Here is a 24983-nt window from a genome sequence, read left to right as displayed (position 1 = left end):
TCTCGGCCAAGCCGGATGCCGAACTGGTGATCAAGGCCCTGGACATGGCCTACGAACAGCGCGGCAAGCCACAGCAGGTGCTGTTCCATTCAGATCAGGGCAGCCAGTACGCCAGCCGCCTGTTTCGGCAACGGCTCTGGCGCTATCGGATGCAGCAGAGCATGAGTCGCCGAGGGAATTGCTGGGATAACTCGGCGATGGAGCGCCTGTTCCGCAGTCTGAAGTCGGAGTGGGTCCCGTCAACGGGTTACCTGACGGCGCAGGAGGCCCAACGGGACATCAGTCATTACTTGATGCACCGCTACAACTGGATCAGGCCGCATCAATTCAACGACGGGTTACCACCTGCGGTGGCCGAAGAAAAACTCAACCCACTGTCCGGGATGGGTTGACCACTACACATCGACTTGACGAAGTTCTTTCAATCCCCCGATGCTCGGGCGTTACAGGAAAATCCTGTGTAGCTGCGGATAACGCTTCGCGTTATTCGCCCTACCTCTTCCAGAGAAACATCCGATGCTCCGGTCCGCCCCATCAGGAGGCCGAGCGGAATCGTCGTGTAGGAGGCCGAATGCAGGGGCAAGCGCTTTGGTTACTTTCTCGGGGCCGGCCATCCTGCGAGGCCGAGAAAAAGACTTGGTAGCCGGGGTAGGGCGAATAACGGCACAGCCGTTATCCGCCAGCAGACTCAAACCCGCTCGGCCGCCCGGACCTCCAAGGAAGGATCACCGGCCCAATCCTCGGGATAAAGCCCATCAGCCACGGCCCGGTGGAAGGTGGAGAAGGGCCAATCCTTGACCGCCGTAACCAGCCCGTGTTTCACAGGGTTGAGATGGATGTAGTCGAAATGGCGCCGGTAGTCCGTGTCATTGCGAATCAGGTGTTCCCAGTAGCGCTGCTGCCAGATGGCGCGTTGTCCTCGCCGCCGTTGCGCGAAGGTACGTGATTCGTGGCAGGGGATGCGCCGTGCGAAGCCGGACTTGATGACCTTCCAGCGGGTGGCGAAATCGGCGTCGTCGGGCGGCAGGGTCCAGAGGCAATGCATGTGCTCCGGCAGCACGACCCAGGCATCGATGCGGAAGGGATGCCGGCGCCTGGTCTGGGCGACCACGCGGCGCAGCAGGTCGATTTCGCGGGTCAGCAGGTTGGAGCGGCGGTCATGCAGAGTGACGGTGAAGAAATAGGTGCCGCCGGGGACCCAGGTTCGTCGGTAGCTTGGCATTGGGGATCGTCCGTGTATCCAGAAGGATTTCGGAGCGTACCTTGGCCAGCTGGCGGATAACGCTGCGCGTTATTCGCCCTACGGAGATTTCAGATTGAGCGAATGGTTGGGCATGTTTTTATTTCTTGTTTTCTAGGGCTGTTTGACAGTCCTCAAATAGTCTGTCGATGGTGTCTTGGGGATAGTGAGCTTGGCACATATCTTCTATTTGATTTGGTGAATTAACTTGCTGAACACCTTGGGTTTTTATTTCTCTTTAATGAAGAACCCCGCACAAGGCGGGGCTCTTCATCTCTACCACTGTCCCGAAATCCCTTTCCGGCGACAGCGTCTAACGGTCTTGACCTAAATCGAGAATCTCAATCCCAGCTCAGTGCTCCGCCCGTCTGGTACTCGATAACCCGCGTCTCGAAGAAGTTCTTCTCCTTCTTCAGGTCCATGATCTCCGACATCCACGGGAACGGGTTGGTGGTCCCCGGATACTCTTCCTTCAGGCCGATCTGGGTCAGGCGCCGGTTGGCGATGAACTTCAGGTAGTCCTCCATCATCGCCGCGTTCATGCCCAGCACCCCGCGCGGCATGGTGTCGCGCGCGTATTCGATCTCCAGCTGGGTGCCCTGGAGGATCATCTGGGTCGCCTCGTCCTTCATCTGGGCGTCCCACAGGTGCGGGTTCTCGATCTTGATCTGGTTGATCACGTCGATGCCGAAGTTCAGGTGCATCGACTCGTCGCGGAGGATGTACTGGAACTGCTCGGCGGTGCCGGTCATCTTGTTGCGGCGGCCCATGGAGAGGATCTGGGTGAAGCCGCAGTAGAAGAAGATGCCTTCCAGCACGCAGTAGTAGGCGATCAGGTTGCGCAGGAACTGGCGGTCGGTTTCCGGGGTGCCGGTCTGGAACATCGGGTCGGAGATCGAGCGGGTGTACTTCAGGCCCCACGAGGCCTTCTTCGCCACGCTGGGGATCTCGTGGTACATGTTGAAGATCTCGCCCTCGTCCATGCCCAGCGACTCGATGCAGTACTGGTAGGCGTGGGTGTGGATCGCCTCTTCGAAGGCCTGGCGCAGGATGTACTGGCGGCACTCGGGGTTGGTGATCAGGCGGTACACGGCCAGCACCAGGTTGTTGGCGACCAGGGAGTCGGCGGTGGAGAAGAAGCCGAGGTTGCGCATGACGATGCGCCGCTCGTCTTCGCTGAGGCCGTCCTTGCTCTTCCACAGGGCGATGTCGGCGTTCATGTTGACTTCCTGCGGCATCCAGTGGTTGGCGCAACCATCCAGATACTTCTGCCAGGCCCAGTCGTACTTGAAGGGGACGAGCTGGTTGAGGTCGGCGCGGGCGTTGATCATCTGCTTGTCGCCGACCTGCACGCGCGCGGCGGAGCCTTCGAGGTCGTCCAGGCCTTCCTGGATGTCGAGGTCGTTCAGGGCCTTCTTGGCGCGGGCGACGGCGTCGGAGTCGTCGGCGGAAACGGCGCGCGCTTCTTCCACCGAGCCGGCGGCTTCGTCGTCCAGCTTGTCATGGCCCTGGGCAACGGCCTGGGCGGCGGCGGGCGCGGCCTTGGCTTCGGTCGGGTCTTCTTTGTCGAATTCGTCCCAGCTCAGCATCTTGCTCTCTCCTGGTCTGGCGGCCGTCTCGGCGGCCTGGATATGGGGCGTGAGGTGCACGCGAAAGCGGTGGTCCGGCACGGTCTGGCCGGGCCGTTCTTCTCCCCCGGAGGGAAGAAGGGGATTGTTCCTGGCCCTGGCGAGGGGCCTTGCGCTGCCAGCGTGGCGCTGGACGAGCGACCGTCAGGCGCCGGGCAGGCCGAACCCACGCGAGGAGTCCGGCTTGCCCGGCCGCGACACGGACGCCGTTCAGCGACGCGCGATCACTGGCAGGCTTCGCAGTCGGGGTTATCGATGCTGCACGCCTGCGGCACCGGCGCCGGCTTCGGCTCGGCGGCCGGGGCGGCTTGCAGGCCGTCGTTGCCACCGGCCGACACGGCGTTGAGCTTGCCGGTGTTGATGGTGGACTTCTCGGTGCTGGTGGCGGCCAGGGCACGGAGGTAGTAGGTGGTCTTCAGGCCGCGGAACCAGGCCATGCGGTAGGTCACGTCGAGCTTCTTGCCCGAGGCGCCGGCGATGTACAGGTTCAGCGACTGGGCCTGGTCGATCCACTTCTGGCGACGGCTGGCGGCTTCGACGATCCAGCGGGTCTCGACTTCGAACGCGGTGGCGTAGAGGTCCTTGAGGTCCTGCGGGATGCGCTCGATCTGCTGCACGGAACCGTCGTAGTACTTCAGGTCGTTGACCATGACCGGGTCCCACAGGCCGCGGGCCTTGAGGTCGCGCACCAGGTAGGGGTTGATCACGGTGAACTCGCCGGAGAGGTTCGACTTCACGTACAGGTTCTGGTAGGTCGGCTCGATCGACTGCGAGACGCCGGTGATGTTGGCGATGGTCGCGGTCGGCGCGATGGCCATGATGTTCGAGTTGCGGATGCCTTTCTGTACGCGCTCGCGCAGCGGCGCCCAGTCGAGGGTTTCCGACAGGTCGACTTCGATGTACTTGGCGCCGCGCTCTTCGATCAGCTTCTTCTCCGAGTCGATCGGCAGGATGCCTTGCGACCACAGCGAGCCCTGGAAGGTCTGGTAGGCGCCGCGCTCGTCGGCCAGGTCGCAGGAAGCCTGGATCGCGTAGTAGCTGATGGCTTCCATGGACTGGTCGGCGAAGGCGATGGCCGCGTCCGAACCGTAGGGGATGTGCTGCAGGTACAGGGCGTCCTGGAAGCCCATGATGCCCAGGCCGACCGGACGGTGCTTGAAGTTGGAGTTCTGCGCCTGCGGGACCGAGTAGTAGTTGATGTCGATGACGTTATCGAGCATGCGTACCGCGGTCTTGACGGTCTTCTCCAGCTTGGCGGTGTCCAGCTTGCCGTCGACGATGTGGTTGACCAGGTTGATCGAGCCCAGGTTGCAGACGGCGATCTCGTCCTTGTTGGTGTTCAGGGTGATCTCGGTGCAGAGGTTCGAGCTGTGCACCACGCCCACGTGCTGCTGCGGGCTGCGCAGGTTGCACGGGTCCTTGAAGGTCAGCCACGGGTGGCCGGTCTCGAACAGCATGGAGAGCATCTTGCGCCACAGGTCCTTGGCCTGGACGACCTTGTGCAGCTTCAGCTTGCCGTAGCTGGCCAGGGCCTCGTAGTACTCGTAGCGCTCCTCGAAGGCCTTGCCGTAGAGGTCGTGCAGGTCGGGGACGTCGGACGGCGAGAAGAGGGTCCAGGAGCCGTCGTCGAAGACGCGCTTCATGAACAGGTCGGGGATCCAGTTGGCGGTGTTCATGTCGTGGGTACGACGACGGTCGTCACCGGTGTTCTTGCGCAGCTCGAGGAATTCCTCGATGTCCAGGTGCCAGGTTTCCAGGTAGGCGCAGACCGCACCCTTGCGCTTGCCGCCCTGGTTGACCGCGACCGCGGTGTCATTGACCACTTTCAGGAAGGGCACGACGCCCTGGGACTTGCCGTTGGTGCCCTTGATGTAGGAGCCCAGCGCGCGCACCGGGGTCCAGTCGTTGCCCAGGCCGCCGGCGAATTTCGACAGCATGGCGTTGTCGTGGATGGCGCCGTAGATGCCCGACAGGTCGTCCGGCACGGTGGTCAGGTAGCAGCTGGAGAGCTGCGGACGCAGGGTGCCGGCGTTGAACAGGGTGGGGGTGGAACTCATGTAGTCGAAGGACGACAGCAGGTTGTAGAACTCGATGGCACGTGCCTCGCGGTCCTTCTCCTCGATGGCCAGGCCCATGGCCACGCGCATGAAGAAGATCTGCGGCAGTTCGAAGCGGATGCCGTCCTTGTGGATGAAGTAGCGGTCGTACAGGGTCTGCAGGCCGAGGTAGGTGAACTGCTGGTCGCGCTCGTGATCGATGGCCTTGCCCAGTTTCTCCAGGTCGAATTCCTTCAGCTTGGCATCGACCAGCTCGAACTCGGCGCCTTTCTCGATGTAGGCCGGCAGGGCCTTGGCGTACAGCTCGGCCATCTCGTGATGGGTGGCGCTCTCGGCCACGCCGAGGAAGCCCAGGGCTTCGGCGCGCAGGGTGTCCATCAGCAGGCGGGCGGTGACGTAGGAGTAGTTCGGCTCGCGCTCGACCAGGGTGCGCGCGGTCATCACCAGGGCGGTGTTGACGTCCTTCTCGGCGACGCCATCGTAGAGGTTCTTCAGGGTCTCGCGCTCGATCAGCGCGCCGTCCACCTCGGCCAGGCCTTCGCAGGCTTCGCTGATGATGGTGTTCAGGCGGCCCATGTCCAGCGGCGACAGGCTGCCGTCGGCGCGGGTGATGCGGATGCTCGGGTGCGGCTGGGCGACATCGCTGGCGGCGCCGGCGTTCTTGCGCTCGGCGGCGCGGGCTTCGCGGTAGATCACGTAGTCGCGGGCGACCTTCTGCTCGCCGGCGCGCATCAGGGCCAGTTCGACCTGGTCCTGGATCTCTTCGATGTGGATGGTGCCGCCGGACGGCATGCGGCGCTTGAAGGTGGCGGTGACCTGCTCGGTCAGGCGGCGCACGGTGTCATGGATACGCGACGAGGCGGCGGCGGTGCCGCCTTCCACGGCGAGGAACGCCTTGGTGATGGCCACGGTGATCTTGTCATCGGTGTAGGGGACTACGGTGCCGTTGCGCTTGATCACGCGCAGCTGGCCCGGCGCGGTGGCGGCCAGATCCTGCGACGAATCGGCGGCCTGCGGCGCGCTGGCCTGCGGGTTCTCGCGTGTGGTGTCGGTATGCATGGGTGGGTATCTCCACGTTCTCGTAATGGTTTTGCTAGCGGGCGCCGGGGCGCCCATTCCCTTGAATCGATAAAGAGCCGGGCAGCCGGCCTCGCGGCGGCTGCTTCATTCGAATGCTGAGGGTGGGGACTGTGAGTGCCTCCCTGGCCCTGGCGGGTTCGTGGCGTTTTGCCGTCGAACACAATACCTAGTGGTGTTGACTGTCTGTTTACAGCGTCCGTTGCAACACCCGTACCGCTTTTCCAACGTCATGAAGGGCTCCTTGCGGTGAGCGCCGTCGATGCTTTCAGTACGTCTGGAAAATGCTTTTTTGCGGAGCCGCCGGAGCCATCAGAGTGGTCCGTGCGCGGTTGGTTCCGTTGTAGCCGTTCGTGCGCTCGAAACCCAAGATATAGGGGGTGGCGACGATGGGGATACAAGATAATGCGCTAATGGGGTGTTTGCAAGGTGACAGTCTGGGGGAAACCTGTGGATAAAGTGTGGGTCTTCTGTGCGTGAGTCCTAGGAAGCGTCCGTAGGCCGCGGCAGCGCTGGAGAATGCCATTCGTCGCCCTCGGAAAGCACCGGCGCAGACCTACTCCCCAACCTTTCGGGGCGCGCACCCTACCCACAATATGTAGTGTTTGCAAGATGTTCCTCGCGTGCTGCCGCGTGGCCCCCGTATTGGCTACAATGCGGGCCGCTCTGAGGGGGCCGCGCGGCGGCTCCGGGACCGCGATACGAGGAGGCTGTGTGGAGCAAGAAGCCTGGCGCATCCTGATCGTCGAGGACGATCGACGCCTGGCCGAGCTGACCCGGGAATACCTGGAAGGCAACGGCCTGAAGGTCGACATCGAAGCCAACGGCGCACTGGCGGCGGCGCGTATCCTCGCCGAACGCCCGGACCTGGTGGTGCTCGACCTGATGCTGCCGGGCGAGGACGGTCTGTCCATCTGCCGCCAGGTGCGTCCGCAGTTCGACGGTCCGATCCTGATGCTCACCGCGCGCACCGACGACATGGACGAGGTGCTCGGCCTGGAGATGGGCGCCGACGACTACGTGTGCAAGCCGGTGCGCCCGCGTGTGCTGCTGGCGCGCATCCGTGCCCTGTTGCGGCGCAGCGAGGCGCCGGAAGCGGGCGCCCCGGCGGCGGACAGCAAACGCCTGGCGTTCGGTCGCCTGGTGATCGACAACGCGATGCGCGAGGCCTGGCTGGACGGGACCACCATCGAGCTGACCAGCGCCGAGTTCGACCTGCTCTGGCTGCTGGCGGCGAACGCCGGGCGGATTCTCTCCCGCGAGGAGATCTTCAACGCCCTGCGCGGCATCGAGTACGACGGCCAGGACCGCTCCATCGACGTGCGCATCTCGCGGATCCGCCCGAAGATCGGCGACGACCCGATGCACCCGCGGCTGATCAAGACCGTGCGCAGCAAGGGCTACCTGTTCGTCGGCGAGGGCTGAGGCGCTTTTTTCCTGCGGGCCGGGGCGCGGGCGTCCCGGTCGGCCAGAATCAACAGCAGCGGACAGCGGCCGGGGGCTCGCCGATGAAATCCATCTTCCTGCGCATCTATGGCGGCATGCTCCTGGCCCTGCTGCTGGTCAGCGGCCTGGGCCTGCTCGGCCTGCACTGGATCAACGAGGTGCGCGGCGAGCACTACCGCGAGGAGCTGGCGCGCGGCACCTTCCGCCTGATGGCCGACAACCTGCAACCGATGACCGCCACCGAGCGCAAGCGCGCCCTGGCGCAGTGGAGCCGCTTGCTGGGGATTCCCCTGCAACTGCGCGGGCTGGATGAGCTGCGGATGGACGGACGCAGCCGCGCGCGCCTGATGAACGGCCAGGTGCTGGTGAAGCAGACCGCCGAGCACGCCGTCACCGTCTATACCCAGGCCAGCGCCGCCGAGAACCTGGTGCTCAGCGGCGAGGTGCAGCAGGTCAGCGAGCAACTGGCGCGGGCCACGGTTTACCTGCTGATGGACGAACTGGTGCGCTACCCGGCCAGCGAACAGCCTTACCACCTGGCGCGGATCGTCCGCGACAAGCGCTTCGGCTTCCCGGTGCACCTGCTCCAGGTCAAGGAACTGGACCTCGACGACGACCAGCGCCGGCGGGTGGTGGAGGGCGACACGGTGATGGCGCTGGGCAAGGACGGCGACTCGATCCGCATCTTCGCCGGCATCCTCGACACGCCCTGGGTGCTGGAGCTGGGCCCGCTGTTCCAGATGAACCTCTATCCGCCGCAGCTGCTGTTGCTGCTCGGCGCGCTGTGCCTGAGCTTCATCGGCCTGATCACCTACCTGCTGGTGCGTCGCCTGGAGCAGCGCCTGCGCAGCCTGGAGGCGGCCGCCACGCGGATCGCCCGCGGCAGCCTGGATACTCGCGTCGAGGTGCGCGGAGGCGACTCGGTGGGACGCCTGGGCGCGGCCTTCAACCATATGGCCGAGCACATCCACCGGCTGCTGACGGTGCAGCGCGAGATGGTTCGCGCGGTGTCCCACGAGCTGCGCACGCCGGTGGCGCGGTTGCGCTTCGGCCTGGAGATGATCGAGACCGCCGAGACCGACGGCGCCCGCCTGAAGTACCTGGAGGGCATGGACAACGATATCCAGGACCTCGACAAGCTGGTCGACGAGATGCTCACCTACGCGCGCCTGGAACAGGGCTCGCCGCCGCTGACCTACCAGCGCCTGGAGCTGGGCGTGCTGGTGCGCCAGGTGGTGGAGGAGATCGCCCCGCTGCGCCGCGAGGTGCTGGTCAGTTGCGAGGAGGGCGCGCTGGTGCCTGAGGAGCTGGGCAGTTGGATCGAGGCCGAGCCGCGCTACCTGCATCGGGCCTTGCAGAACCTGCTGACCAATGCGCTGCGGCATGCCGATCGTCGGGTCAGGATCAGCTACCGGGTCAGCCTGGAGCGTTGCCGGGTGGATGTCGAGGACGACGGGCCGGGGGTGCCGGAGGCGCAATGGGAGCGGCTCTTTACGCCATTCCTACGCCTGGACGATAGCCGGACCCGTGCTTCCGGCGGGCATGGCCTGGGACTGTCCATCGTCCGGCGGATCGTCTACTGGCATGGCGGCCGGGCCTCCATCGGCCGCAGCGAGACTCTGGGCGGTGCCTGCTTCACCCTGGCCTGGCCGCGCAAGGCGGGTCTGCGCGACCGCTGAAAAGCCGACGGAAATATGGCGGCTAGCTATCTGCAAGTGCATGCGCAGACGTATTCCAGGCGTAGCGAAAACATATCGAAAGGCCAGTCCCGCCGGGCGTGGCGAGTATTCCGCCAGGGGCTAAAAAAGTCCTTTTCAGTTGGACTCGTTTGTTTATACTCCGGGACGCGGTGGCTAGTGGAACGCCATTCGAAATGCCCGCTCCAACGGCATTTTGCCGGGGTCGGATAACAAGAACAGCGTTGCGCAGCCGAACCGTCGAAGTCTTCCCGGATTGGGAAGGCCACTTATAAAAAATTGCAAGTTGGAGAGTGTGGTAATGGCTGATCGTGAGGTCGGAACCGTCAAGTGGTTCAATGACGCCAAAGGTTATGGATTCATTCAACGCGATAGCGGTCCGGACGTGTTCGTTCACTACCGCGCCATCCGCGGCGAGGGTCACCGCTCCCTGGTGGAAGGCCAGAAAGTGGAATTCTCGGTGATCCAGGGCCAGAAAGGCCTGCAAGCGGAAGACGTCTCCAAGGTCTGATTCCCGCAAGCAAAAGCCCGTCGCGAGACGGGCTTTTGTCATCCAGCGCATCCACCCCGCCAGGCCCCCGTTGGGTGGCCCCTCGCAGCGCGGGGTTTTCGTCGTTCAGGCGGTGCGCCAGGTAATTTCCTCGACGCCACCGGCGTCGACCCGCAGCCAGCGGTCGGCGTCCTCTTCGCCCTGGTTTTCCTCCCAGCCGCCCGGCGCGCAGCGGATCTCCACGCCGAGCGCGGCATGCGCGGCCCTGGCGCAGGCGAGGTCGTCGTCCCAGGGCGTGCTGTCGCTCTCCAAGAACAGGCTGTGCCACTTGCCCACCGCCTTCGGCAGCCAGGTGACGCGCACCGCGCCGTGCTTGCCGCGGGCGGTGCACTTGAGGGTCTGGCCGTGCTCCTGCCATGGGCCGCAGGGCCCCAGCGCCTGTTCCAGCCAGGCGGCGACGGCCGCGTGCTCGGCGTCTTTCAGGTAGATCTCGATATCCGGTTGGCGCATGGGGTCCTCGGGGACGGTCAGTCGCGTTGCAGCCAATCGTAGCGCACCGCCACGCTGACTTCGAAGGGTTCGGCCAGGATTCGCGCGCGGCGCTCGGGGTTGACCCGCCAGCCGTGCGGGGTCATGGCCAGGAGGTTTTCCCGCGCGTCGTAGCTGTCCAGCGCCAGGCGGAACTCGAGGGTCTCGGTGTGGCGCAGGCGCAGTTGCGCGGGCAGGCCGGCGAGGTGCTTGTCGTCGGCGTAGTCGCGCACGTCGTCATAGAGCCGCTGGCGCAGTTCCAGCAGGTGCGCGCTGGCCGGGCCCAGGCGCAGTACGCCGCCGCCGGGGGCGAGGACGCGCACGGCTTCGTTCCAGTCGATCGGGCTGAACACGCTGGCGATCAGCTCGCAACTGGCGTCGGCCAGCGGCAGCCGGGCCATGCTCGCCACCAGCCAGGACAACTGCGGCGCGCGGCGGCAGGCGCGTTTCACTGCCTCGCGGGAGATGTCCAGGGCATAGCCTTCGGCGCCGGCCAGGGCTTCGCCGAGCCGGGCGCTGTAGTAGCCCTCGCCGCAGCCGATATCCAGCCAGCGTCGCGGCGCGCGTTCGGCGGCCAGTTCGGCCAGGCGCCGGGCCAGCGGCGCGTAGTGGCCGGCGCCGAGGAACTGGCGACGGGCCTCGACCATGGCGGCGTTGTCGCCCGGATCGAGGCTTTTCTTGTGCTGCACCGGCAGCAGGTTCAGGTAGCCCTGGCGGGCGCGGTCGAAGCGGTGCCCGGCGGGGCAGGCGACGCCGTTGTCGACCTCGCCCAGGGCGGCGGAGCAGAGCGGGCAGATCAGCATCAGGCGAGCAGCCTCACCAGGGTCTGGTAGTAGATTTCGGTGAGCAGCTCCAGGTCGCTGGCCAGGACCCGCTCGTTGACCTGGTGGATGGTGGCGTTGACCGGGCCGAGTTCGACCACCTGGGTGCCCATGGTGGCGATGAAGCGTCCGTCGGAGGTGCCGCCGCTGGTCGAGGGCTGGGTCTCGCGGCCGGTGACCGCCCTGATGCTGGCGGCCACCGCATCGAGCAGTTCGCCCGGCTCGGTGAGGAACGGCAGGCCGGACAGCGCCCATTCGACGTGCCAGTCCAGGCCGTGCTTGTCGAGGATCGCCTCGACGCGTTTCTGCAGGCCTTCGACGGTGGATTCGGTGGAGAAGCGGAAGTTGAACAGCACGGTCAGTTCGCCGGGGATGACGTTGGTGGCGCCGGTGCCGGAGTTCAGGTTGGAAACCTGGAAGCTGGTCGGCGGGAAGAAGGCATTGCCGTCGTCCCAGTGTTCCACCGCCAGTTCGGCCAGCGCCGGGGCGGCCAGGTGGATCGGGTTCTTCGCCAGGTGCGGGTAGGCCACATGGCCCTGTACGCCGCGGATGGTCAGCTTGGCGCCGAGGGAGCCGCGGCGGCCGTTCTTCACCACGTCGCCGACCAGGCTGGTGCTCGACGGTTCGCCGACGATGCACCAGTCCAGGCGCTCGCCGCGTGCGGCGAGGCGTTCGACCACCGCCTTGGTGCCGTGGTGGGCCGGGCCTTCCTCGTCGCTGGTGATGAGGAAGGCGATGGCACCCTTGTGCTCCGGGTGGTCGGCGACGAAGCGCTCGACGGCGACGATCATCGACGCCAGGCTGCCTTTCATGTCCGCCGCGCCGCGCCCGCAGAGCATGCCCTGGTCGTCGATCAGGGCGTCGAAGGGTTGGTGCTGCCAGGCCTGCAGCGGGCCGGTGGGGACCACGTCGGTGTGCCCGGCGAAGCACAGCACCGGGCCGTCGCCGCCGCGCCGTGCCCAGAAGTTGTCCACCTCCTCGATGCGCATCGGCTCCAGGGCGAAGCCGGCGGCTTCCAGGCGGCGCATCATCAGGGCCTGGCAGTCGGCGTCGAGCGGCGTGACGGAGGGGCGGCGGATCAACTCGCAGGCGAGTTCGAGGGTCGGCGAGAGACTCGGCGAAGAGGCGGTCATGGGGAGGGCATCCTGAGCGGGTCGAGCGGAAAGGGGGAATCTTAAAGCATAAACGTGGGCGAAGGGACGCCGTTTAGGCGAGCGGAGCCGGCTGTCCCGACGCCTCGCTCGATCTCAACCGCCGATCCGCTCGGCGCCGCCGGCCAGTTCCTCGCGCGGTTTCGGCAGCGACGAGAGCAGGGCCATGACCAGCGCCGCCAGGTAGGGCAGCGATTGCACCAGGAGCATGGCGACCCAGATCAGCAGGTCGCGGCTCGGCACGCCCTGAACCGCCACGATGCCGGCCGCCGCGCCCCACAGCAGGAGCATCACGAAGACTTCCTCGCGGGCCTCCGCCAGGGCCACCAGCAGGCCGTGGCTGGAGCGCATCTTCGGCGTGCGGAAGAACGGGATGCCGCGGGTGACGAAGCCGTACAGCACCGCCTTGGCAATGGTGTGCGAGAGCGACAGGCCGGCGAGGGCGGCGAAGAACGAGTCGCGCAGGTCGACGCCGACGGTGCGCCGGTAGAGGAAGAGGATCTTGCCGACCTTGAAGACGAACAGGGCCAGCGGCAGGATCGCGAAGATCAGCAGCGGCGGGTCGACGCGCTTGGGCACGATGATCATCGCCGCCGACCAGAGCAGCGCGCCGAGGGTGAAGAAGATGTTCAGGCCGTCGGCGATCCACGGCAGCCAGCCGGCCACGAAGTGGTAGCGCTGGCCGCGGGTCAGGCGGCTGCCGTCGGGACCGCGGCCGCGCAGCAGGGCGTCGGTATGCCGCTTCATGATCTGGATCGCGCCGTAGGCCCAGCGGAAGCGCTGCTTCTTGAAGTCGATGAAGGTATCGGGCATCACCCCCTTGCCGTAGCTGCGCTCGAAGTAGGCGGCCGACAGGCCCTTCTCGAACACCCGCAGGCCCAGCTCGGCGTCCTCGGTGATGCACCATTCCGGCCATCTCAGCTCGTCCAGCACGCTGCGCCGGATCATGGTCATGGTGCCGTGCTCGATGATCGCGTCGCGGTCGTTGCGGGTGACCATGCCGATGTGGAAGAAGCCCTTGTACTCGGCGTAGCAGAGCCGCTTGAAGGCGCTCTCGTGCTGGTCGCGGTAGTCCTGCGGCGACTGCACCATGGCGATCCGCGGGTCGCCGAAGTGCGGCACCATGTGCCTGAGCCAGTCGGGGTCGACGCAGTAGTCGGCGTCGATCACCGCGACCACCTCGACGTCCGCCGCCACGTGGCCCAGGGCGAAGTTCAGCGCGCCGGCCTTGAAGCCTTCCAGCGGGGCGACGTGGAAGAAGCGGAAGCGCTCGCCCAGGCGCGCGCAGTGCGCCTCGACCGGCTGCCAGACGGCCGGGTCGCGGGTGTTGTTGTCGATCACCAGGACTTCGTAGTCCGGGTAGTCGAGGCGGGCAAGGGCGTCGAGGGTCTGCTTCAGCAGTTCCGGCGGCTCGTTGTAGCAGGGCACGTGGATCGACACCTTGGGCCGATAGGCCTGCGCGGCGGTGATCGGCAGGAATGGCCGGCGCCGCTTGCGCGTCCAGACCGCCTCGGCCAGCTCGTGGGCCTCGGTGAACAGCACGATGACCACCCCCAGCGCGCCGACGCCCAGCAACGCGCCGACGGTCAGGCTGAACCAGGTGCTGTACTGCTGGCTGTAGTCGTAGGCGATCCACACCAGCACCGAGGCGCAGGCGAACGAGACCACGGCGAGGAAGGTCCTCCCGCGCTGGCGCAGCGAGGAACTGTCGATCAGCAGCAGGGTGAAGGCGAGTACCGCGAGTACCGCCGAGGCGATGGCCAGGGCGCGCCACTTGGGAATCGGCACCACCGGCCCGGTGAAGTTGAACTTGGCCTTGCGGTCGGCGTTGTAGACGCCCCAGTAGGCGCCCACCGAGCCTTCGGCGCTGACCTTCCAGGGCTGGTCGAAGGCTTCGATGACGAAGTAGCTGTAGCCTTCGCCGTTGAGCGCGTTGGTCAGGCGCCGCAGGTAGATGGCCTGGTCCGCGGGTGTCGCCTCGGCGCTGCCGCGCATGCGCCCGTTGCTCGGCCAGCCGACCTCGGCGAGCAGCAGCGGCTTCCTCGGGAAGGCGGCCTTGAGTTCGCGCGCGCGTTCGAGCACGAAGTCCACCGCGTCGGCCACCGGCGTAGCCTCCCAGTAGGGCAGGACGTGGGCGGCGATCAGGTCGACGTGTTGCGCCAGTTCCGGGTATTCGCGGTAGACGTGCCACTGTTCGGCGGTGGTCACCGGAACCTTGACCGCCGCGCGGACCCGGTCGAGGTAGGCGATCAACTGTTCCGCCGTCACCTCGCGGCGGAACAGCGCCTCGTTGCCGACTATCACTCGCACCACGCTCGGCGACTCGTTGGCGATGCGGATGGCGCGGGCGATCTCGGCCTCGTTGCTGGCCAGGTCCGGGCCGAGCCAGATGCCCAGGCTGACGCGCAGGCCGAACGCCTCGGCCAGCGCCGGGATGTCGCCGAGCGCGCCCTGGACCGAATAGGTGCGGATGCTGTGGGTGTGCCGGGCGACCAGTTCCAGGTCGGTGCGCATCTGTTCGGCGCTGGGGTAGCGGCCGCTCTGCGGGTTCTGGTTGAGGCGGAACGGCGAGAAGGAGAGGCCGGAGATGCGTTCCGGCCAGTCCGGTACGCTGACCGGACGGTTGTACAGGGCCCAGATGCCGGTGAAGAGGGCGGCCAGGGCGACGATGACCACCAGGTTGAGCCCGATCTTGCGTGAAGACATAGAGATGAAACCAGGTTCCGGATGTTTCGCTGAACACGGGGCGGCGCATGCTACCCCGCACCCCCCGGGGTGTACAGGCGCCGGGCCGGCGGGTCTGTTGCAAGTCTAGTCCGGCCTGCGCGACGAGCCGTAAGAACGCAGGCGACGCGGCGGCCGCGGCTTTTTATAATGCGCGCGGCAATCCGCGATTCGGTTTCAGAGGTGGTTGGTGATGCAGGTGGATGAACAGCGCTTCGGCGGTATCGGCCGGTTGTACGGTCGCGAGGGGCTGCAACGCCTGGCCGATAGCCACGTCGCGGTGGTCGGCATCGGCGGGGTCGGTTCCTGGGCGGCGGAAGCGCTGGCCCGCAGCGGCGTCGGCGAGATTTCCCTGTTCGACCTCGACGATGTCTGCGTGACCAACACCAACCGCCAGGTGCATGCCATCGAAGGCTCGGTGGGCAAGGCCAAGGTCGAGGTGATGGCGGCGCGCATCCGGGCCATCAACCCGGCCTGCCGGGTCCACGCGGTGGCCGATTTCGTCACCCGCGAGACCATGGCCGAGTACATCGTCGACTTCGACTACCTGATCGACTGCATCGATAGCGTGGCCGCCAAGGCCGCGCTGATCGCCTGGTGCAAGCGGCGCAAGATCCCGGTGATCACCACCGGCGGCGCCGGTGGCCAGGTCGACCCGACGCAGATCCAGGTCGCCGACCTGAACAAGACCTTCAACGACCCGCTGGCGGCCAAGGTGCGTTCCACCCTGCGCCGCGACTACAACTTCTCGCGCACGGCGGGGCGCACCTACAGCGTGCCCTGCGTGTTCTCCAGCGAACAACTGCGCTACCCGAAGCCGGACGGCACGGTGTGCCAGTCGAAGAGTTTCGTCGGCGAAGGGGTGAAGCTGGACTGCGCCGGCGGCTTCGGCGCGGTGATGATGGTCACCGCCACCTTCGGCATGGTCGCCGCCGCCCGCGCCGTCGAGCGCCTGGCGGACGGCCGCGCGCTGCGGCCGTCGCGGCGCACGCCGGGGAACGCCTGATCAGGCGCCGACCGCCACCAGGCTGAGCAGGCGTTCGTCGAGCACGGCGAACTGGGCGTCCAGCTCGCTGCCGTGGCGCCACTCCGGCGACAGGTCGGTGAGCAGGCGCAGCCGGGCCTGGCCGTCGGCGCGCCATTCCAGCAGTTCCGCATGTTCGAAATAGAAGCGCTTGCCCACCAGCGGATAGAGCGCCTTGAACAGGCTTTCCTTCAGCGAGAACGCCAGGGTCACCAGCAGGCCGGTGCGTCGCTCCAGGTCGTCGGCGAAGCGCAGGCGCTCGCCTTCGGTGAGGATCTCGCCATGCAGGTAGCGCGCCCGTTCGGCTTCGAGCAGGGTTTCCACGTCCAGGCCGAGCCCGCGCCAGTCGCCGCGCGCCGCCACCAGGGCGGCGGCCCAGCGGTCGCCATGGGTGATCGAGCCGCTGATCGCGGCCGGCCAGACCGGTGCGCGGTCCTCGCCGACGGCCGGCGTCTGGGCGCGGCCATCGAGGGCGAACAGGGCGGCGCGTGCGCAGAGGCGCCCGGCGAGAAACTCGGCCTGGCGCTTGGCCACCGCGCGGAGGATGTTCGCCGGCGGCTGGATGCCGGCCAGGGCGAAGTCGCCGGGTTGCAGCAGCGCCGGGTCGAAGCGGGTGCTGCGCAGTTGCACGCCGGGCAGCGCGACGGGCAGCGGCCAGCGGTCGTCCAGTGGGGTGCAGAAGGAGGGGAGACGGTCGTTCATGGCGCGCATTGTGCCGGTTCCCGACGTGGCCCACCAGTCACGCGGCGCTTACACAAGATTGCAAAAGCGCAACAAAGGAAAACGGACCGCGAGGCCCGGTTTTGACAGACTGCGCCGCGCATTCCTGTGGAATGCAGGTGAGGTTGTTTGTTGATGACGGGATACTGTCCTGTCTCGACCTTTCAAGACGGGAGTCCCTCCGGGGACTCCCGTTTTTTTATGCGTCGGCGCAGGGTTCAACCCTGCCCGAAGATGTCCTTGAGGAACGCCTGCAGGTCTGCCCAGGAGCGCTGGTCGGCCTGGCGGTCGTAGCCGATGTCCAGGCCGTGGCCTTTGTGCGCGTCGGCGTCGGGGTTGGTGAAGCCGTGTTTGGCGTCGTCCTGGATCACCACCCGGTAGTCGGCGCCGGCGGCGTTCAGTTCCTGTTTCAGGGCGTCGAGGTCCTTGGCCGGGACCAGGCTGTCGGCGCTGCCGTGCTCCACCAGGATCTTGGCCTTGACGCTGCCCTTGCTGGCCGGGGTGGCGGTGCCGAGGGCGCCGTGGAAGCTCGCCACGCCGGCCAGCGGCAGGCCCTGGCGGGCCATGTCGAGGACGATCTTGCCGCCGAAGCAGTAGCCGATCGCGGCGATCTGGCTGGGATCGGTCTGCGGTTGCCGCTTCAGCAGTTCCAGGCCGGCGAGGAAGCGCGCCTTGGCGGCGTCGGCATCCCGGGTCGCGGCCTGCATGAAGGCCATCGCGTCCTGCGGGTGCTCGGTGTGCTTGCCTTCGCCGTACATGTCGATGGCCAGGGCGCTGTAGCCGAGTTCGGCGAGGTCGCGGGCGCGGCGTTTGGCATAGTCGTTGAGCCCCCACCATTCGTGGACCACGATGACCCCAGGGCGGATCCCCGGCTTGCTGTCGTCGTAGGCGAAATAGCCGACCATGCGCGTGCCGTCTGCGCTCCGGTAAGGCATCTCGCGGGTCTGGATAGCGGCCTGGGCGCTGGCGGCGCAGGCGATGAGCAGCAGGGCGCAGAACAGGCGCATGGCATCTCTCCGTGAAAGGGTCCCCGATCAAGATAGACGCTTGTGCGCGGGACGCGGGGAAAACCCTCGGTGCCGGCCTTGCGCCGCTCAAACGCGGGCCATTCGGCCAGGCAAAGCGTGCGCCGCTCATCTACCCTATGGGCGAGTCCCTTCCCCTCGCTAGGACACCGTCTGGATGCCTGACCTGAGTACCTGGAACCTGACCATTCCCCAGGGCCGCCCGGCCATCACCATCTCCACCAGCCAATTGCAGCGCGACTACCGCAGCGACTATTTCCAGCGCACCGCCGACGGCATTCGCTTCTGGGTGCCGGTGAACGGCAGCCACACGCGCAACAGCGAGTTTCCGCGCAGCGAGTTGCGCGAGACCCTGTCCAGCGGCAGGCCCTACAACTGGCGTTACGCCAGGGCCGACAACTGGCTGGAGGCGACTCTGCGCATCGAGGCGGTGCCCTCGACCCGGCGCATGATCATCGGCCAGATCCACAGCGATGGCAGCAATAGCGGCCAGGCCGCGCCGCTGGTGAAGCTGCTCTACCAGTTGCGGCTCGACCAGGGGCGGGTCCAGGCGCTGGTCCGCGAGCGGCCGGACGACGGCGGGACCAGAGCCTACACACTGATGGACGGGATTCCTCTCGGCCAGCCGTTCAGCTACCGCATCGGCGTGTCTCGCAGCGGATTGCTCAGCGTGTCGGTGAATGGTAGCGCCCTGGAGCAGCAACTGGACCCGCAGTGGGCCTACCAGGGCCTTTATTTCAAGGCCGGACTCTACCTGCAGGACAACCGCGGACCGTCCAGCGAGGGCGGGCGGGCGACATTCAGCGAGCTGCGCGTTAGCCATCAATGAGCGGTCGAGGCGTCTGCGCCGCGGACTTCGCGTTGTCGTGGCGCTTCGCAACTGCCAGATCTGGCAGGCGCGGAAGAAGGAAAACCTGGCCCGGAAAAAAATATCCGTATTTTTCCAAGGGGAAATAGGCCGCGCGATCTGGCGATTCTGGTACTTCAGTACAGGGAACCGCCTTGGCGTATCGTCCCGAATAAATGTGACGTTTTGCGCAGCGCCCTTCCGGGTTTGCACGATTGGTATAGCCCTGGCTGGATGAAATTCACTCTTGCCGCTGGCCAGCGTAGTTCTTTGCAAGTCAAAAGTTCGCCGTCAATAATTATTGTGGATAACTATTGTTCCAGGCTTTTCCTGTCAACTGTGCGAAGCGTCAGCTTATTGCCGGTTTTTTCTCTCGCTATTGCTTTCTCCACGTTCCGAAGAAGTTCGGGCGTGCAGGTTTCTTTGCTGTTTTCAGCGAGAACCATTCGTTTCAACAATTCGAATATGTGGAGATTCAGAAATGAAAAATCAGGTGAATGCCCTGGCGGTTCTAAGTGTGGGTGAAATCGAACAAGTTTCTGGCGCCGGGACTTTCCTGGGCGATGCCATCATCAACGGCGTCTACGCGGCCAACTCCTTCCTGAACTCGCCGCTGTTCTCCAGCATCGGCAACGCGGCCAGCGCCATCGGCCTCAACCGTACCCACGAGCTGGTCGACCTGCTGGCCTTCCAGGTGCCTTCGGTGGCGGCGATCACCGTCGGCAAGATTCTCGGCGGGACCGACAACCACAATGTTCCGTTGCATTACAACAAGGAAAGCGGCGAAGGGCTTTACAGCTGATCGCAACCTGTTGAAAGAGCGATTCGATGCTCAGGCATCGAGTCGTTCCTGGTTAATGCATTGATGGAGTCGATGATATGAAACGCAGGAGTGTGCTCTTGTCGGGTGTCGCCCTGAGTGGAACCGCACTGGCCAATGACTCGATATTCTTTTCACCCTTGAAATACCTCGGGGCGGAACAACAGCGATCTATCGATGCCTCGCGAAGTTTGCTGGACAACCTGATTCCGCCGAGTTTGCCGCAATATGACAACCTGGCCGGAAAGTTGGCGCGGCGTGCGGTATTGACCAGCAAGAAACTGGTATATGTCTGGACCGAGAACTTCGCCAATGTCAAAGGCGTGCCGATGGCCCGCTCGGTGCCGCTGGGCGAGTTGCCGAATGTCGACTGGCTGTTGAAGACCGCCGGGGTGATCGTCGAGCTGATCGTCAATTTCGTCGCCTCGTTGCCGGCGTCGGCCGCCGCGCAGTTCGAGCGGATCGCCGCCGGGCTCAGCGGCGATCTGGAGGCGGCGCGCCAGGTCCACGAGGCGTTGCTGGAGGAGGCGAAGAACGATCCGGCCGCGGCCGGCAGCCTGCTGCTGCGCTTCACGGAATTGCAGACGCGGGTGATCGCCTTACTGACGCGGGTCGGCCTGCTGGTCGACGATATTCTCAAGAGCGCCAGCAACCTGGTTACCCAGGGGGGGCAGGGCGACGGCCTGAATCGCTTCCGCGCGGTGTTCGGCACCCTGCGCCTGCCGGAGGTCGCCGACAGCTTCCGTGACGACGAAGCGTTCGCCTACTGGCGGGTGGCCGGGCCTAATCCGCTGCTGATCCGTCGCGTCGATGCGCTGCCGGCCAACTTTCCGCTGGGCGAGGAGCAGTTCCGCCGGGTGATGGGCGCCGACGACAGCTTGCTGGAGGCCGCCGCCAGCCGCCGCCTGTATCTGCTGGACTACGCCGAGCTGGGCAAGCTGGCGCCGTCGGGAGCGGTGGACAAACTGCTCACCGGGACGGGCTTCGCCTATGCGCCGATCGCCCTGTTCGCCCTTGGCAAGGATCGGGCGAGGCTATTGCCGGTGGCCATCCAGTGTGGTCAGGACCCCGCTACCCATCCGATGTTCGTGCGTCCCGCCGAGTCGGAGAGTGATCTGTACTGGGGTTGGCAGATGGCCAAGACGGTGGTCCAGGTCGCCGAGGAGAACTACCACGAGATGTTCGTCCACCTGGCCCAGACCCACCTGGTGAGCGAGGCGTTCTGCCTGGCCACCCAGCGCACCCTGGCGCCCAGCCATCCGCTGCACGTCCTGCTCGCCCCGCACTTCGAGGGCACCCTGTTCATCAACGAGGGGGCGGCGCGGATCCTGTTGCCCAGCGCGGGCTTCATCGACGTGATGTTCGCCGCGCCGATCCAGGACACCCAGGCCACCGCCGGCGGCAATCGGCTGGGTTTCGACTTCTACCGCGGCATGTTGCCGGAGAGCCTGAAGGCGCGGAACGTCGACGACCCGCTGGCGCTACCGGACTACCCCTATCGCGACGACGGCCTGCTGGTATGGAATGCCATCCGCCAGTGGGCGGCCGACTACGTGGCGGTGTACTACGCCAGCGACGGCGACGTCACCGCTGACGTCGAACTGGCGGCCTGGGTCGGCGAAGTGATCGGCAGCGGCAAGGTGGCCGGGTTCCGCCCGATCACCGGTCGCAGCCAACTGGTCGAGGTGCTGACCATGGTGATCTTCACTGCCTCCGCGCAGCATGCGGCGGTCAATTTTCCCCAGCCTTCGATGATGACCTACGCACCAGCCATCTGTGCCATGAGCGCGGCGCCGGCACCGGACTCGCCAAGCGGCAAGAGCGAGGCCGATTGGTTGAAGATGATGCCGCCGACCCTGGTGGCGCTGGAGAAGGTGAACATCTATCACCTGCTCGGTTCGGTCTACCACGGTCGCCTGGGCGACTACCGGCAGACCGGGTTCCCCTACGCGCCGGTGTTTTCGGACAGGCGGGTGACCGCCAGCGGCGGCCCGCTGGAGCGCTTCCAGGCACGCCTGAAGGAGGTCGAGGCGACCATTCGCACGCGCAACCAGGCGCGCCGCAGGCCCTACGAGTACCTGTTGCCGAGCCGGATCCCGGCGAGCACCAATATCTGAGCCGGAGAAAGAGGACGGGGCGCCCCCGGGCGCCCCGTTGCTCTTAGCGGCCTTCGCTTTCGGCGGCGTCCGCCGGCGCGGCATGCCGCTGCTTCAACTGGCGGCGCGCCAGGAGGCTGCCGAGGAGGATCACGAACAGCGCGCCGAAGGCCGCCGCGCCGTAGTGCAGGTAGGAATCCCATTGCGCGTAGGGCGCCAGCCAGGGCTTCAGGGCGCTGTCGGTGAGCAGCATGCCGCCGGCGATCCAGCCGAGCAGGCCGCCGCCGAAGAGGATGATCAGCGGGAAGCGGTCGATCAGGCGCAGGATCAGCTGGCTGCCCCAGACGATGATCGGGATGCTGATCAGCACGCCCAGGGAGACCAGGAAGAAATCCCCGGCCGAGGCGGCGGACAGGGCGATGACGTTGTCCAGGCTCATCACCGCGTCGGCGATGATGATGGTCTTGATCGCGCCGAGCAGGTGGGTGCTGCCCTTGATGTCGTCGCCGTTCTCCTCCTCCGGCAGCAGCAGCTTGATGCCGATCCACAGCAGCAGGAGCGCGCCGATTACCTTGAGGTAGGGCAGGTCGAGCAGGTGCAGGGCGAAGAACAGCAGCAGGATGCGGATCAGGATGGCGCCGGCGACGCCTCCGAAGATCGCCTGCTTGCGCCGGTGCGCCGGCAGGTGCCGGCAGGCGAGGGCGATGACTACGGCGTTGTCGCCGCCCAGGAGGATATCGATGGCGACGATCTGCAGCAGGGCTGTCCAGAACGTCGGGTCGCTCAACCAGTGGATCAAGGTTGTACTCCGAAACGTGTAGTGAGGGTGGAAAGCCCGGGGCGGTGGCGGGTGGCGGCCGCCCGGCTTTCCTGCGGTGGTCTGGGACCGTCGGGGCCGGCTCCGGCTTGTGGACGGAGGCGGGGAACACTGCTTGGACCGGCGAACGCCCGGCCAGTGCCCGGAAAACGGACGCGCGGGTGGCGCAGCGCGTTCGGGCACGGATGTGACGCGGCGGATCGGCCGCGAGACACCCGGCATGCGTATTCCATCGCCAGTCTGCCCGAGCAAGGTTTCACCCGCCTTTCAGGGCGGAGATGGCGCCGCACCCGGCGGGACGGTAGGCTAGTGGCCCGTGTGGCTGACTCGACCAGTCGAACGCCGATCACCGAGTCAACCGTACAGGCCACCAGGCCTTCGGCGCCGGGGGAAGCCCGCCGGTGCCATGGATGACCGTTCACCGTACAAGGAAACCCCATGCGCAGTCTTCTTCTCTCCTCGCTGGCCCTGCTACCCGCCCTGGCCCTGGCGCAACCCGACGCCTCGAGCTTCCCTTCCTGCCTCGCCGGCCTGCAGAAGAAGGCCCAGGCGCAGGGCATTTCCGCCGACAGTTATGAGCGCTTCACCAGCGGCCTGCAGGCCGACCTCAGCGTGCTCGACCTGCTCGACGCGCAGCCGGAGTTCACCACCCCGCTGTGGGACTACCTGGCCGGTCTGGTGGACGAGCAGCGGGTCAGCGATGGCAAGGCGATGCTCGCCCAGCACGACAAGCTGCTCGACCAGGTGGCCGCGCGCTACGGCGTGGACAAGTACACGGTGGTGGCGGTGTGGGGCGTGGAAAGCGACTACGGGCGGATCTTCGGCAAGCGTCCGCTGCTGACCTCGCTGTCGACCCTGTCCTGCTACGGGCGCCGCCAGTCGTTCTTCCAGGGCGAGTTCCTCGCCACCCTGAAGCTGTTGCAGGCCGGCGACATCCGCGACGCCGGCATCACCGGCTCCTGGGCCGGGGCCTTCGGCCATACCCAGTTCATGCCATCGACCTACGCGCGGATCGCCGTGGACTTCGACGGCGACGGTCGCCGCGACCTGGTGGGCAGCGTGCCGGATGCCCTCGGTTCCACCGCCAACTACCTGAAGAAGGCTGGCTGGCGCACGGGACAGCCGTGGGGCTATGAAGTGAAGGTGCCGGCCGACTTCCCCGCCAGCCTGGCCGGGCGCGGCAAGCGCCAGCCGCTGTCGGCCTGGGTCGCCCGTGGGGTGAGGCGGGTCGACGGCCAGCCGCTGCCGGGCGGCGACGAGAAGGCCGCGATCCTCCTGCCGGCCGGGGCCCAGGGCCCGGCCTTCCTGGTCTATCGCAACTACGATGCGATCTATTCCTACAACGCCGCGGAAAGCTACGCGCTGGCCATCGCCCTGCTTTCCGACCGCCTGCGCGGCGGCAGCGGCCTGGTGGCGTCCTGGCCGACCGACGACCCGGGCATCAGCCGGCTCGAGCGCAAGCAATTGCAGAAGGCGTTGCTGGCGCGCGGCTACGACATCGGCGAGGCCGACGGGCTGATCGGCACCAGCACGCGCAAGGCGATCCAGGCCGAGCAGAAGCGCCTCGGCCTGACCCCGGCCGACGGTCGCGCCGGGCGCAAGATCCTCGAGGCGCTGAAGGGCGCCCAGCCCTGATTGCGCCGCGCCGCCCGGTCCGCGGGCGGCGCTACCAGCCCTTCACCCCGGTCATGTCCGGCAGGTGGTGGGCGATCCCCTTGTGGCAGTCGATGCAGGTGGCTTCGCCGCTGGCCAGGGCGGTGGAGTGCATCTGCCGCGCGCGCACGCTCTGCCGGGTGAAGTCCATGAACTCGAAGTTGTGGCAGTTGCGGCATTCCAGCGAATCGTTGGCCTTGAGTCGTGCCCATTCGTGCTCGGCCAGCTCGCGGCGGTGATCGAGGAATTTCTCGCGGGTGTTGATGGTGCCGAAGATCTTGCCCCAGACCTCCTTGGAGGCCTGCATCTTGCGCGCGATCTTGTCGGTCCACTTGTGTGGCACGTGGCAGTCGGGACAGGTGGCGCGGACTCCGGAACGGTTGCTGTAGTGGATGGTGTCCTTGAGTTCGACGAACACGTTGTCGCGCATCTCGTGGCAGGAAATGCAGAAGGTCTCGGTGTTGGTCGCCTCCAGGGCGGTGTTGAAGCCGCCCCAGAAGACGATCCCGGCGATGAAGCCGCCGAGGGTGAGGAAGCCCAGGCTGAAATGCACGCTGGGACGACGCAGGACCCGCCAGTAACCGGCCAGCCAGGCGATGAGTGCTTTCATGCGGCCTCCCTCAGGGTTTGCGCGCCGCATTGGCGGCTTCTTTCTCGAGGATCTGGTCGATGTTCTCGAAGCGGTTGTCGACCAGCGGCTTTACGTCCTGTTGCGGCACATGGCACTGCACGCAGAAGTAGCGGCGCGGCGAGACGGCGGCCAGCGGCTGGCCGTCGCGGTCCATGTAGTGGGTGATGCTGATCATCACCGCCTGGGTTCGCGCGCTGTTGGCGCGGCTGTGGCAGGACAGGCACTTGTTGCTGTCCTTGTCGATGCGATAGCCGACGATGCTGTGGGGAATGGTCGGCGGCTGCTCGGGGTAGTTGCGCTCGCGTTTCAGGTCCTTGTTTTCCTCGGCCGCCAGCGGCGGCGCGGGGCGGCTTTCGGCCAGCGTGCCGCCGGGGCGGCGGCCGTCGGGGGCGGGCGCGTCCAGCGGGTAGCCGAGGTCGGCGGCGAAGGCCGCGGGGGCGCCGAGCAGGACGAGGAGCAGGGCAGTCAGCAGAGGTTTCATGGCGCGCTCC

General features: G+C 66.2%; 21 protein-coding genes. 9 read left to right on the top strand and 12 right to left on the bottom strand.

Features of this window, described 5'->3' with window-relative positions:
• On the top strand, positions 1-392 hold a 392-nt coding region (locus tag JHD77_RS07360; RefSeq protein ID WP_199506527.1), incomplete at its 5' end, for a DDE-type integrase/transposase/recombinase.
• Positions 393-688: 296 nt separating this feature from the next.
• Here JHD77_RS07360 and JHD77_RS07355 read toward each other — a convergent pair.
• The 3 genes from JHD77_RS07355 to JHD77_RS07345 form a co-directional block, all read right to left on the bottom strand.
• Positions 689-1222 carry an REP-associated tyrosine transposase gene (locus JHD77_RS07355; RefSeq protein ID WP_003112472.1) on the bottom strand — a complete coding sequence of 178 codons (534 nt, stop codon included), beginning with the start codon at positions 1220-1222 and terminating at the stop codon, positions 689-691.
• A 359-nt stretch (positions 1223-1581) separates the two neighbouring features.
• Positions 1582-2829, bottom strand: coding sequence for a ribonucleotide-diphosphate reductase subunit beta (locus JHD77_RS07350; protein ID WP_003086547.1), 1248 nt, complete (start codon positions 2827-2829; stop codon positions 1582-1584).
• Positions 2830-3092: 263 nt separating this feature from the next.
• Positions 3093-5984: a ribonucleoside-diphosphate reductase subunit alpha gene (locus tag JHD77_RS07345; RefSeq protein ID WP_003082358.1), complete on the bottom strand. Its 2892-nt coding sequence runs from the start codon at positions 5982-5984 to the stop codon at positions 3093-3095.
• 732 nt (positions 5985-6716) lie between these two features.
• Here JHD77_RS07345 and JHD77_RS07340 point away from each other — a divergent pair.
• From JHD77_RS07340 to JHD77_RS07330, 3 genes are all read left to right on the top strand, one after another.
• The gene (locus JHD77_RS07340; protein WP_003082360.1) at positions 6717-7427 is read left to right on the top strand and encodes a winged helix-turn-helix domain-containing protein; all 711 of its coding nucleotides are present in this window, start codon (positions 6717-6719) and stop codon (positions 7425-7427) included.
• An 83-nt stretch (positions 7428-7510) separates the two neighbouring features.
• The gene (locus JHD77_RS07335; RefSeq protein WP_003109067.1) at positions 7511-9127 is read left to right on the top strand and encodes an ATP-binding protein; all 1617 of its coding nucleotides are present in this window, start codon (positions 7511-7513) and stop codon (positions 9125-9127) included.
• 319 nt (positions 9128-9446) lie between these two features.
• Positions 9447-9656, top strand: coding sequence for a cold-shock protein (locus JHD77_RS07330; protein ID WP_003082372.1), 210 nt, complete (start codon positions 9447-9449; stop codon positions 9654-9656).
• 105 nt (positions 9657-9761) lie between these two features.
• Here the strand turns inward: JHD77_RS07330 and JHD77_RS07325 are convergent, their stop codons facing one another.
• From JHD77_RS07325 to ndvB, 4 genes are all read right to left on the bottom strand, one after another.
• Positions 9762-10145 (bottom strand): hypothetical protein, encoded by a 384-nt coding sequence (locus tag JHD77_RS07325; RefSeq protein WP_003101810.1) that lies wholly within the window; start codon positions 10143-10145, stop codon positions 9762-9764.
• A gap of 17 nt (positions 10146-10162) precedes the next feature.
• The gene (locus tag JHD77_RS07320; RefSeq protein ID WP_003101808.1) at positions 10163-10966 is read right to left on the bottom strand and encodes a putative RNA methyltransferase; all 804 of its coding nucleotides are present in this window, start codon (positions 10964-10966) and stop codon (positions 10163-10165) included.
• Positions 10966-12117 (bottom strand): succinyl-diaminopimelate desuccinylase, encoded by a 1152-nt coding sequence (dapE, locus tag JHD77_RS07315; RefSeq protein ID WP_031755282.1) that lies wholly within the window; start codon positions 12115-12117, stop codon positions 10966-10968. Before dapE ends, JHD77_RS07320 begins: the two co-directional genes overlap by 1 nt.
• A gap of 114 nt (positions 12118-12231) precedes the next feature.
• Positions 12232-14841 (bottom strand): glycosyltransferase NdvB, encoded by a 2610-nt coding sequence (ndvB, locus tag JHD77_RS07310; protein ID WP_191519249.1) that lies wholly within the window; start codon positions 14839-14841, stop codon positions 12232-12234.
• A 211-nt stretch (positions 14842-15052) separates the two neighbouring features.
• Between ndvB and tcdA the strand changes: the two genes are divergently transcribed.
• Positions 15053-15865: a tRNA cyclic N6-threonylcarbamoyladenosine(37) synthase TcdA gene (gene tcdA / locus JHD77_RS07305; protein ID WP_031755281.1), complete on the top strand. Its 813-nt coding sequence runs from the start codon at positions 15053-15055 to the stop codon at positions 15863-15865.
• Here tcdA and JHD77_RS07300 read toward each other — a convergent pair whose 3' ends face one another.
• On the bottom strand, positions 15866-16594 hold the full coding sequence (locus JHD77_RS07300; RefSeq protein WP_003082383.1) for a 4'-phosphopantetheinyl transferase family protein: 729 nt from the start codon (positions 16592-16594) through the stop codon (positions 15866-15868).
• Positions 16595-16821: 227 nt separating this feature from the next.
• Positions 16822-17610 (bottom strand): dienelactone hydrolase family protein, encoded by a 789-nt coding sequence (locus JHD77_RS07295; RefSeq protein WP_003082385.1) that lies wholly within the window; start codon positions 17608-17610, stop codon positions 16822-16824.
• Positions 17611-17785: 175 nt separating this feature from the next.
• Between JHD77_RS07295 and JHD77_RS07290 the strand changes: the two genes are divergently transcribed.
• From JHD77_RS07290 to loxA, 3 genes are all read left to right on the top strand, one after another.
• Entirely contained in the window at positions 17786-18457 is a 672-nt protein-coding gene (locus JHD77_RS07290) for a polysaccharide lyase family 7 protein (RefSeq protein WP_003106699.1), read from the top strand.
• Between the two features lie 499 nt (positions 18458-18956).
• A complete protein-coding gene (locus JHD77_RS07285; protein ID WP_003082401.1) occupies positions 18957-19277 on the top strand; it encodes a hypothetical protein in 321 nt (106 codons plus the stop codon).
• Positions 19278-19354: 77 nt separating this feature from the next.
• Complete coding sequence (gene loxA / locus JHD77_RS07280; protein WP_003082403.1) at positions 19355-21412, top strand: lipoxygenase LoxA; 2058 nt, start codon at positions 19355-19357, stop codon at positions 21410-21412.
• Between the two features lie 43 nt (positions 21413-21455).
• On the opposite strand, the gene JHD77_RS07275 is transcribed toward loxA, so the two are convergent.
• Positions 21456-22190 (bottom strand): TerC family protein, encoded by a 735-nt coding sequence (locus JHD77_RS07275; protein ID WP_003106697.1) that lies wholly within the window; start codon positions 22188-22190, stop codon positions 21456-21458.
• 456 nt (positions 22191-22646) lie between these two features.
• Here JHD77_RS07275 and JHD77_RS07270 point away from each other — a divergent pair, with 456 nt between their 5' ends.
• Positions 22647-23843 carry a lytic murein transglycosylase gene (locus tag JHD77_RS07270; protein WP_003082409.1) on the top strand — a complete coding sequence of 399 codons (1197 nt, stop codon included), beginning with the start codon at positions 22647-22649 and terminating at the stop codon, positions 23841-23843.
• 31 nt (positions 23844-23874) lie between these two features.
• Here the strand turns inward: JHD77_RS07270 and JHD77_RS07265 are convergent, their stop codons facing one another.
• Both JHD77_RS07265 and JHD77_RS07260 read right to left on the bottom strand, forming a co-directional pair.
• Complete coding sequence (locus JHD77_RS07265; RefSeq protein ID WP_003082412.1) at positions 23875-24471, bottom strand: cytochrome c3 family protein; 597 nt, start codon at positions 24469-24471, stop codon at positions 23875-23877.
• A gap of 10 nt (positions 24472-24481) precedes the next feature.
• Positions 24482-24973: a nitrate reductase cytochrome c-type subunit gene (locus JHD77_RS07260; RefSeq protein WP_003082414.1), complete on the bottom strand. Its 492-nt coding sequence runs from the start codon at positions 24971-24973 to the stop codon at positions 24482-24484.
• Positions 24974-24983 lie beyond the last annotated feature (10 nt).

The organism is Pseudomonas sp. P20, assembly GCF_016463925.1.
GTDB classification, from domain to species: Bacteria; Pseudomonadota; Gammaproteobacteria; order Pseudomonadales; family Pseudomonadaceae; genus Pseudomonas; species Pseudomonas aeruginosa.
Note: the sequence above shows the minus strand (reverse complement) of the source record. Positions and strands in the feature narration are given on the sequence as shown.

Excerpts from the sequence above, each read along its gene's own strand:
- ndvB (WP_191519249.1), bottom strand. The coding sequence starts at position 14,841 with ATGTCTTCACGCAAGATCGGGCTCAACCTGGTGGTCATCGTCGCCCTG.
- JHD77_RS07295 (WP_003082385.1), bottom strand. The coding sequence starts at position 17,610 with ATGCGCCTGTTCTGCGCCCTGCTGCTCATCGCCTGCGCCGCCAGCGCC.
- JHD77_RS07325 (WP_003101810.1), bottom strand. The coding sequence starts at position 10,145 with ATGCGCCAACCGGATATCGAGATCTACCTGAAAGACGCCGAGCACGCG.
- JHD77_RS07330 (WP_003082372.1), top strand. The coding sequence starts at position 9,447 with ATGGCTGATCGTGAGGTCGGAACCGTCAAGTGGTTCAATGACGCCAAA.
- JHD77_RS07335 (WP_003109067.1), top strand. The coding sequence starts at position 7,511 with ATGAAATCCATCTTCCTGCGCATCTATGGCGGCATGCTCCTGGCCCTG.
- JHD77_RS07260 (WP_003082414.1), bottom strand. The coding sequence starts at position 24,973 with ATGAAACCTCTGCTGACTGCCCTGCTCCTCGTCCTGCTCGGCGCCCCC.
- JHD77_RS07265 (WP_003082412.1), bottom strand. The coding sequence starts at position 24,471 with ATGAAAGCACTCATCGCCTGGCTGGCCGGTTACTGGCGGGTCCTGCGT.
- JHD77_RS07270 (WP_003082409.1), top strand. The coding sequence starts at position 22,647 with ATGCGCAGTCTTCTTCTCTCCTCGCTGGCCCTGCTACCCGCCCTGGCC.
- loxA (WP_003082403.1), top strand. The coding sequence starts at position 19,355 with ATGAAACGCAGGAGTGTGCTCTTGTCGGGTGTCGCCCTGAGTGGAACC.
- JHD77_RS07285 (WP_003082401.1), top strand. The coding sequence starts at position 18,957 with ATGAAAAATCAGGTGAATGCCCTGGCGGTTCTAAGTGTGGGTGAAATC.
- tcdA (WP_031755281.1), top strand. The coding sequence starts at position 15,053 with ATGCAGGTGGATGAACAGCGCTTCGGCGGTATCGGCCGGTTGTACGGT.
- JHD77_RS07350 (WP_003086547.1), bottom strand. The coding sequence starts at position 2,829 with ATGCTGAGCTGGGACGAATTCGACAAAGAAGACCCGACCGAAGCCAAG.
- JHD77_RS07345 (WP_003082358.1), bottom strand. The coding sequence starts at position 5,984 with ATGCATACCGACACCACACGCGAGAACCCGCAGGCCAGCGCGCCGCAG.
- dapE (WP_031755282.1), bottom strand. The coding sequence starts at position 12,117 with ATGACCGCCTCTTCGCCGAGTCTCTCGCCGACCCTCGAACTCGCCTGC.
- JHD77_RS07320 (WP_003101808.1), bottom strand. The coding sequence starts at position 10,966 with ATGCTGATCTGCCCGCTCTGCTCCGCCGCCCTGGGCGAGGTCGACAAC.
- JHD77_RS07355 (WP_003112472.1), bottom strand. The coding sequence starts at position 1,222 with ATGCCAAGCTACCGACGAACCTGGGTCCCCGGCGGCACCTATTTCTTC.
- JHD77_RS07290 (WP_003106699.1), top strand. The coding sequence starts at position 17,786 with ATGCCTGACCTGAGTACCTGGAACCTGACCATTCCCCAGGGCCGCCCG.
- JHD77_RS07300 (WP_003082383.1), bottom strand. The coding sequence starts at position 16,594 with ATGCGCGCCATGAACGACCGTCTCCCCTCCTTCTGCACCCCACTGGAC.